The sequence below is a fragment of the Siphonobacter curvatus genome (assembly GCF_002943425.1).
Classification (GTDB): domain Bacteria; phylum Bacteroidota; class Bacteroidia; order Cytophagales; family Spirosomataceae; genus Siphonobacter; species Siphonobacter curvatus.
This window is the reverse complement of the sequence record NZ_PTRA01000006.1, coordinates 331,175-339,627: the sequence shown is the minus strand read 5'-3', so window position 1 is coordinate 339,627 and position 8,453 is coordinate 331,175. Positions and strand designations below refer to the sequence as shown.

The 8,453-nt window shown below is 47.7% G+C and carries 5 protein-coding genes; 2 read left to right on the top strand and 3 right to left on the bottom strand.

The genetic code is table 11. From position 1 onward, the window contains the following. A partial coding sequence (locus tag C5O19_RS22850) for a GAF domain-containing protein (protein ID WP_133163438.1) occupies nucleotides 1-615 on the bottom strand: 615 nt, incomplete at its 3' end. 285 nt (nucleotides 616-900) lie between these two features. After that, complete coding sequence (locus C5O19_RS22845; RefSeq protein WP_104715703.1) at nucleotides 901-2,358, bottom strand: peroxiredoxin family protein; 1,458 nt, start codon at nucleotides 2,356-2,358, stop codon at nucleotides 901-903. 171 nt (nucleotides 2,359-2,529) lie between these two features. On the opposite strand from C5O19_RS22845, the gene C5O19_RS22840 reads away from it, so the two are divergent. Beyond that, nucleotides 2,530-3,096 carry a hypothetical protein gene (locus C5O19_RS22840; protein WP_104715702.1) on the top strand — a complete coding sequence of 189 codons (567 nt, stop codon included), beginning with the start codon at nucleotides 2,530-2,532 and terminating at the stop codon, nucleotides 3,094-3,096. A gap of 171 nt (nucleotides 3,097-3,267) precedes the next feature. Next, on the top strand, nucleotides 3,268-6,981 hold the full coding sequence (locus C5O19_RS22835; RefSeq protein WP_104715701.1) for a PAS domain S-box protein: 3,714 nt from the start codon (nucleotides 3,268-3,270) through the stop codon (nucleotides 6,979-6,981). A 108-nt stretch (nucleotides 6,982-7,089) separates the two neighbouring features. Here the strand turns inward: C5O19_RS22835 and C5O19_RS22830 are convergent, their stop codons facing one another. Then, entirely contained in the window at nucleotides 7,090-8,142 is a 1,053-nt protein-coding gene (locus tag C5O19_RS22830) for a zinc-dependent alcohol dehydrogenase (RefSeq protein ID WP_243406485.1), read from the bottom strand. Nucleotides 8,143-8,453 lie beyond the last annotated feature (311 nt).

Sequence of the window (8,453 nt, the reverse complement as noted above, 5' to 3'; positions counted from 1 at the left end):
ACCCACTGAGCCGATGATGGGGCTGAGGGCATTACGGATTTCGTGGCTCATGGTGGAGAGGAAACGGGCTTTGGCCTGACGGGCGTCTTCGGCTTCGGCCCGGGCCCGTTCGGCCTGAAAGTGCTTGCGGCGAAGTTCGAGCAGCATGACTACCTGATAGGATAGGTCTTTGAGGGCTTGCAGCTGATCTTCACTGAGTTGCTTGGGCTTTTCGTCAATGACGCACAAAGAGCCTAGGGGATACCCTTCGGGAGTAATCAGTGGAATCCCCGCGTAAAAAATAACATGCGGCTCACCAGTTGTTAAGGGGTTATCGTGAAAGCGTTCATCTTCCCGGGCGTCAGCGATAATGAACGGAACGTTCGGGGTAAGAATGGCATGAGAACAGAATGCCAGTTCACGCGGGGTTTCGCTGACTTGGAGACCCTGCTTGGATTTGAACCATTGCCGGGACTGATCCAGTAATGTAATGAGACTAATGGGGGTACCACAAATTTCGGAAGCTAGCCGCGTAATGGCGTCGTAGGCCATTTCGGGTAGAGAATCCATAATTTTATACTCTTCCAAAGCCGCTAAGCGTTCGGATTCATTGTTAGGAATGGCTGGTTCGATCATGGCGGATAGTTAGGTAATAGCAATTAATCAGTGCTAACTGGAAGATTAGTCAACTGATGCGGACAAACGTACCTCGTATACCGTATTGTAGTGTGGGATAACTAGAACCTCGTTCATCAAAAGGGACGGGGTACTAAAGGTTAGTAGCAAAAATAAAATGTTGAGTTGGTAGCAGCAAGACTAATGCTATATCTTCTACTCAATTCATTCATTTTGAGTAATATACTTAGAAAACCTAAATCTATACACGGTATGGAAAAACCATCTGTATTTAGTAGTGTTTCCTCAAATACTAGCTAGTTTGAGATAATTACTTAGCCGTTGATAACGATTTAAAGCAGGTACATTTAGGAAAAGCACGTTACGTTCACTAACGATGGTATAGCGAGGTTGCATTCGAATATTAAAGGCTCGCTTGGTGACCTGATACCCGTCGCCTTTAAACCGGTAACTAGACTGTTTGGGAAGGTTTGAACGATAATGGGTATTCACCCATTTGTGATGTTTGTCATCCCGATCGGATGATAACATCAGATACGTAATTTTGGAGGTCAGGTCAGAATTAGCAAAATCCTCATAAAATTTCAAATCATCCATACAAGGCTTGCACTCGGATTCCCAAAAATTTACGTAGATGTAAGGCGTTTTGACCTGTTTTAAGATTTCCTCCAAGCGAAATTCCTTGCCATTAACATCCGTTACGAGTAGGTTTTTTACTGAATCAGTAAAAGGAACTTCGGCGGGTATTCCATTATCGATTTGGTGCAACAAAGAAGTAAATCGTTCGTCGTGGATTTGATTGTAAAGGTAAGAAAGGTTTTTACGCGTCCGTTTAAACTCTTCAGGATCCGCAATTCCCCAAAGGGTACGGCGGTGCTGAAGAATAACCCCATAATACAAATACTCACGGTTACGCCCCGTATACGTTTGATCAATCAGCTCAATGGCGTCATCCAGATTTTTGGGAGCAAGGGCTTGAAAAGTATACCTATGTAAACTGTAATAATAATCAGGCAAACTGGCGTATGAGGTATCTGAATTCCAAGGAAAACCTTTTAACTCTTCCAGGTATTCAGCTGGATAAGGTTTAAACATACCTTCGTCCGTCGTCGGCAGATTATCCAGTAAAGCACTTAGATAAGCGTATTTATTTTTCATTTTTAACCATTGCTGAAAACCGAGCGATATAGCTTGCCCCGCGTAATGATCCACGGTAGAATCAGCCCTGGCTCGCTGATCAATCAGCAATTGTTTTTGAGCTGTGAGGTCGTTAACAGAAGGGGTCTCAGCCATCTCAGAAAAACCAGATGGCGGAAGTAGGGGAGCAAGGGTTGTATCCGTAAAATACAGATAATTGCCGGGATAGTCAGCTTTTACCTGCCATTGAACCCGTTCGAGTCCCTCATAAGGTTTTTGAATAGTGATTGCCAATTCCACGGTTTCACCCGGCGTTACGTACGCATTTCGACCTAAAATTTTTAAAACTTTTGGTGCATCCAAATCAAATTGAATCTGGAAATTACCTCCCTGATCAACTCGCCCTTCGGTTAGTAAACGATCCTCTTTAATATCGTATAAGTGTTCTGCCACGGGGAAATATAAAAGGGGACTTTTAGTAGCCACGATTTTACCCCGGAGGGTAACGCGTCCTTTTTTTGTTTCAGTTTCAGTGGATTTTTCCGGGGAATGACAGCCGAAACCAAGCCATGCAAACAGAATAAAGAGTCCAGAATATAAACGCATATGATCAAGGTTTAGAAGTAGAAAAAATGATACGGCTATGGTAAGCAGCAGGACTGGCGGTAAACTACGAACGGAAGGGTATACACGCTAATTTATTTTTGACAAATTTGTTAGAAGATAGACTTACAGAAGCTAAACGCTTGTTTTACTTATTCCTATTTGAAACGATCCATGCGATTTTTCCTGCTTGCTTTCCTGGTTTTGATGATGAAGACGGTTCCTCTACAGGCTCAGCCGATCTCTCCTTTAACGCTCGACGGTTTTTCGCAGTGGCTAACCGGACACGACGAGCAAACCCAACAGCTACAGCCTGTGCAAGGGCGGCAAGCATTGATTGAAAAACGAGGCCGAGTACGTGCTTACGTCAAGTTTAATGTGAAAGGTTACGGTGAACTTTCGTTCCCCATTGACCCGCGTACCCCTTCGGGCGAAGAAGCCCGGCGAGTGGATTTAAGCCAGAGTCGGTGGCTGCGACTGCGGTACAAAGCGAATGTACCGGTTGTACTGCAATTGCGTCAAACGGGCGTTCATGGGGGTGTACATCCCCACATTACGCTTCCGGCTACTTCGCGATTTCGAACGTGTACCCTTTATTTCACTGCATTTACGGGTGGAAAAACGCCGCTCGATCTTTCCAACGTTGCTAAGTTTAATTTTGCATTACTAGCCAATGCACAGTCCGATCCTTTTGCAGCGTTATGGGTACAAGCCTTTCAAATTGATCACTATACGCCGTGATGCTGGATTAATCGACTCTTTTGTGCAAGCTACAGAAAGGGACGTTGTAGAAACACCGTGCCGTTAACGATGTTATTACCAGTAACGGGTTTACTCGAAAATCTTCGCTAACTAATAGTGTAGAGAAATCAATCATTCGAACGAGCCGCTTACCCATTAATCCCCAAGCGTATGACTACCGCCTATCTGTCTGACTTTGCCGATTCGTTAGATCCCACCACAGCGGAAGATTATCAGACCTTAATTGAATCCTTCGCTCAGGCTTTCTGGGAGACAGATGCTCAGGGATTAGTCGTTAGCGACTCTCCTAGTTGGCGAACCTATACGGGTCAAAGTCTGGAAGAGTGGTTGGGCGAAGGCTGGATTACCGCAGTTCACCCAAATGACCAGACCTATGCACTTCAACAATGGAAAGAAGCCATTGCTAAGAATAGACCCGTCGATGCTGAATTTCGACTAAAACGCCCCAATGGAGGTTGGCGTTGGACTAACGTACGGGCCACCCGGATTTACAACGCTGACGGTACCGTAAAAAAGTGGCTGGGCATCAATATTGACATCAGTGATAAAAAAGAGATAGAATACAATCATCTCCGATTGATGGAAGCGACTGCCCAGCAGGCCACGAATAAGTATCAGAAGCTCTTTAATTCGATGGAAGAGGGGTTTGAGATCCTGGAACTTATCCGAGATGATACGGGCAAAGGTGTTGATTTTCGATTCTTGGAAATCAATCCTGCTTTTGAGCGGCTGGTTGGAATGCCCATTGAACAGGCTCTGGGCCGTACCTGCCGGGATCTGTTTCCAACCGTCGATGATTGGTGGATTGAAACCTATAGCCGGGTCGTAGATACGGGTCAGGCCGCCCAATTTCAACATTATTTTAAAGAAACCAACTGCTGGTACAAAGTTTCCGTATACGCCACGGAAGGCGAGCATTTCGCTCTGGTCTATACGGATATTACCGAGCAAAAAAAAGCCGAAGAGACGCTGCGACACAGTGAGATTCGAAAGGCCTTTTTACTAGAATTAAGCGATGCAATTCGGGATCTGACCGAACCCCGAACGATTCAGCAGGAAGCCATACGAGTACTCAGACAGCACCTGCAGGCCAGCCGGGTTTCGTATACGGAAGCTCTATCCGATAAAAGCCTGAAAGTCATTGCAGTCGACTCGGCTCCCGGCGAAACAGACCTGCTGGGCCAGTGCTTTCCATTTACTGATTTTACACCGGAAGTAATTGAAGAATGGTGTGCGGGTCAAATGAGCTTTCGAAATGATGTTACGCAGCAAGAACATCTTTCCGAAGAGCAAAAGGCTATTTATGAACGTCTTAATCTCAAAGCTTGGGCTACTATTCCATTGGTTAAAAAGGGCGAACTAGTGGCCATGATTGCCATTCACTTTCCAGAACCGCACGTCTGGACCCCTCCCGAGTTATCCTTGCTGGAAGATACCGCCGAGCGGATTTGGGCGGCTACCGAACGAGCCAAAGCCGAAGTCATTTCCAGGCAGTCGGAAAAGAAATTACGAACGCTGTTTGATTCTATGGAAGAAGGACTGGCCCTCTGTGAGCTTGTACGTACGGCCAATGGTCAAGCCGTTGACTTTCGTTTCCTGGAAGTAAATCCGGCTTATGAACGGCATACGGGTATCGCCAATGAAAAGGTAGTCGGTCGTTTGCGAAGTGAAATCTTACCCGTGATGGATCCTACGGTACCGCTATATGATCGGGTCGTACGGACGCAGGAGTCCCTGCACATCGAACAGTTTGCTTCATCCCTAGACCGTTGGTTTGAGGTGAGGGCCGTAGGGTACGGAGCGGAACGTTTCGCGGTTTTCTTCTCTGACATTACACTGCGTAAAAAAGCCGAAGAAACCTTACGTAAAAGTGAAGAGCGACAGAGCTTTTTGTTAAAACTCAATGATACGCTGCGTCTGCTGATCGATCCTGTTCAAATCCAGGGAGAGGCTTGTCGTTTACTGGGAGAACAACTGCAAACGGATCGGGCCTGCTACGTCCGAATCGATGTACCTCAGAAGCAGATAGTAGTCGAACGGGATTACACTCGCGGAAAGGGTCCTAGTCTGGTAGGGACGTATACCTTTAGCCTGGTACAGCCCCTGATCGAAGTATTGCAAGCGGGCCATGCGTTCTGGTCGAACGATCGATTACCGGACGCTCATTTGTCGTACGTGGCCCTTGCGGTTCAATCCTTCCTATGCATACCGCTGATCAAGGGAGGGCAACTGATTGCGGCTCTTGCGGTGGGTAGTATTAAACCCCGTACCTGGACCAGCGAAGAACGGGAGTTGATTCGGGAAGTAGGCGAGCGTACCTGGGAGGTCGTCGAACGGGTACGGGTCGAAAAGGCACTGCGGGATAGTGAGGAACGTTTGCAATTAGCCTTATCGGCGGGAGAGATAGGAACCTGGCAATATCGGCTGGAGACCAATGACAACATTCTTGATTCCAGTATGAGTCAATTACTGGGCTTATCACCCGAAACGCAGATTATTCCGCAACAGGCATTTATCGACGCGATTCATCCCGAGGATCGGCCTCTGGTGGAGCAAGAGGTACGGTTGTGCCTTTCGCAGGGGCGTGAGTTTAACCTGGATTTCCGGGTACAACGTCCCGACGGTACCGTAATCTGGCTGAAGGACAAGGGAAAAGTAATGCGGGATGAAAACGGTCTTACCCAATTTGTAACGGGAGCTGCTTTAAACATTACGCAGCGTAAGGAGGCCGAAGAAGCACTTCAGCAGGCGGATCGCCGTAAAGATGAGTTTTTGGCCATGTTGGCCCACGAACTTCGTAATCCGATGGCGACGATTCGCAATGGCCTGCAAATTCTGTCGCTGCATACTACGAATGATCGGCAACACGAACATACCCTGACTCTGATGAACCGGCAATCGGAGCATCTGGTACGACTGGTCGATGATTTGCTGGATGTAAGCCGGATTAGTCAGGGGAAAATTGAATTAAAGAAAGAATCGCTAGATCTGGTTGAACTGGTCACGGAGGTCGCTCAAATCGTCCGACCTCAATTCGAAGAACGACGTCGCCAGTTACACCTGAACCTGCCCGACCGTCCGATTCGGATAGAGGCCGATGCTCTGCGATTGAGTCAGGTACTCACCAATTTATTAACCAACGGCGTCCGGTACACCCAAGCGGAGGGGCAAATCGAGTTAGTACTGAACGTCCAGGAGGATGAGCAGTATGGTCAGGCCGTGTTACTACAGGTACGAGACGATGGAATCGGTTTAGCGGCGGATCAGCTGGTATCCATCTTCGACTTATTTGTACAGGTCGACAATTCAGTAGCCCGTTCCGAAGGTGGCTTAGGCCTGGGCCTTACGCTGGTTCGGCGGTTAGTCGAGCTGCACGGAGGACGCGTCGAAGCGTATAGTGCAGGTCTGGGGCTGGGTAGCACTTTCACGATTTATCTACCCAATCTGCCCGTTCCTTCGCCGCAGCCCATAGTGGCTCCTCAGCCTCAAACCAGCGTTCGTCACCGGATTCTGGTAGTCGACGACAACCCCGATGCGACCTTAACACTAGGCATGTTACTGGAACTGAAGGGCTACGAAGTGTTTACTCAAAATAGCGGTCTGGAAGGAATTCGGGCGGCAGAACAGCTACGCCCGGATGTCATTTTACTCGACATCGGTATGCCGGAGTTAGACGGGTACGAAACCTGCCGATTACTCAGAAAAGAAGCCTGGGGGCAGCACATCTTACTCATTGCACTCACTGGCTACGGCCAATGGAAAGATAAACGTCGTACGCAGGAAGCCGGTTTTGACGAACATCTGGTGAAACCCGTTAATCTGGATCTGCTGACACAAGTCATCACCGATCGATTGAAAGGGTAGTGAAGCCGTACGGACTTATAAAGTCAACCGATCGGTTTCGTTCGATAGGAAACCCACATCGGTAAAACCCTGGCTGCTGTCCCTAAAGCAACAGCCAGGGGAATGACTTTAAATTTGTAGAGCGACGAATACGGCTCCGGTTTTTTCCTTATTCTGAGCCGTTTCAAAGGCCTCATTGATCTCGTCCAGCGAAAAACGGTGCGTGATGAGTTTCTGAGCATTGAGCTTCCCCTTGGCCAGTAAATCCAGACACATCTGCATTTCCGAGTAAATGTCCCAAAACGCGTAACTGGCACTGCAAATCAGCTTGATTTCCGACATCTGAATATGTTGCCATTCCAGTGGAATAGACGTTTTCCCGGTATCGAATCCCCCCACAATAACTACTTTTCCCCCGATTCGGGCAAACGATACGGCCTGGGGTAACGTTTCGAGCATCGAAGGGCCACCGGCACATTCGAAGGCAATATCGACCCCCCGGTTTTTCGTAAATTCCATCACTTTGGCATACCCATCCTCTTTTTTCGTATTCACAACCAAATCCGCACCCAGTTCCAAAGCCAGCTCCAGCGATGTGTCGACAATATCCAGTACCATCACATCCGCTCCGCAGGCTTTAGCCAGCTGTAACTGACCAAGGCCGATGGGACCCGCTCCAATGATGGCAACTTTATCGTTTATTTTGATTCCACTGAGCTGAATGGCGTGCATACAAACGGAAAAGGTATCCAGTAACGTAGCTTCCTCAAAACTGACGTGATCGGGTAACGGATAGAATTTTTTAGCCGGTCCAACTACGTACGTAGCAAAAGCCTGTGAAACCGTATCCATGCGAACTTCATAGAGATGCGGACATAAATTATACTGTTGCACCCGGCACCACTCACAAGTATCGTCGCCGAGTACGGTCTCAATCACTACTCGATCTCCCGGTTTTACGTGCGTCACTTCTGGACCAACCTCCACGACTTCGCCCGCCATTTCGTGCCCCATAATACGGCATTCCAGGTGCGGTTCTTCTTTTTTCCAGTGTCGAAGATCCGTACCGCAAATGCCCGCTACCCGAATCCGGGCCCGTACCCAATCCGCTTTGGGTAGCTGAGGCGTTTCAACTTCTGTCACTTCAAATTCGCCCTGAGCCGTTTTCAGTGCTGCTTTCATCGTAGCATCCATAGGAGTTTCGTAATAAAAATGAATAGGTGGATCAGAGAAAAGATTACGAATGAAACGGTAAGGTTCCTGGTATTTTGTGAATGAGCATTTTCCAGTTGCTCTGCTGTCACGCTGGTCAGCGTAAACGATTGATAGGATTTTACTCAGACGTTGAAACGAGCTATTCAGACATTCTAGTTGCTATTTAAGTCGTTAATAATCAGGGTCTAAATGCAAGGGATTGGCAAAAATTATTAGGATTGAATCAGCCTGAAAGTCTCTAGGGAAATGGTTGGTACCCATACATAAGATCGGTTTTG

Coding starts and splice junctions, on each gene's coding strand:
- C5O19_RS22845 (WP_104715703.1), bottom strand. CDS start 2,358: ATGCGTTTATATTCTGGACTCTTTATTCTGTTTGCATGGCTTGGTTTC.
- C5O19_RS22840 (WP_104715702.1), top strand. CDS start 2,530: ATGCGATTTTTCCTGCTTGCTTTCCTGGTTTTGATGATGAAGACGGTT.
- C5O19_RS22835 (WP_104715701.1), top strand. CDS start 3,268: ATGACTACCGCCTATCTGTCTGACTTTGCCGATTCGTTAGATCCCACC.
- C5O19_RS22830 (WP_243406485.1), bottom strand. CDS start 8,142: ATGAAAGCAGCACTGAAAACGGCTCAGGGCGAATTTGAAGTGACAGAA.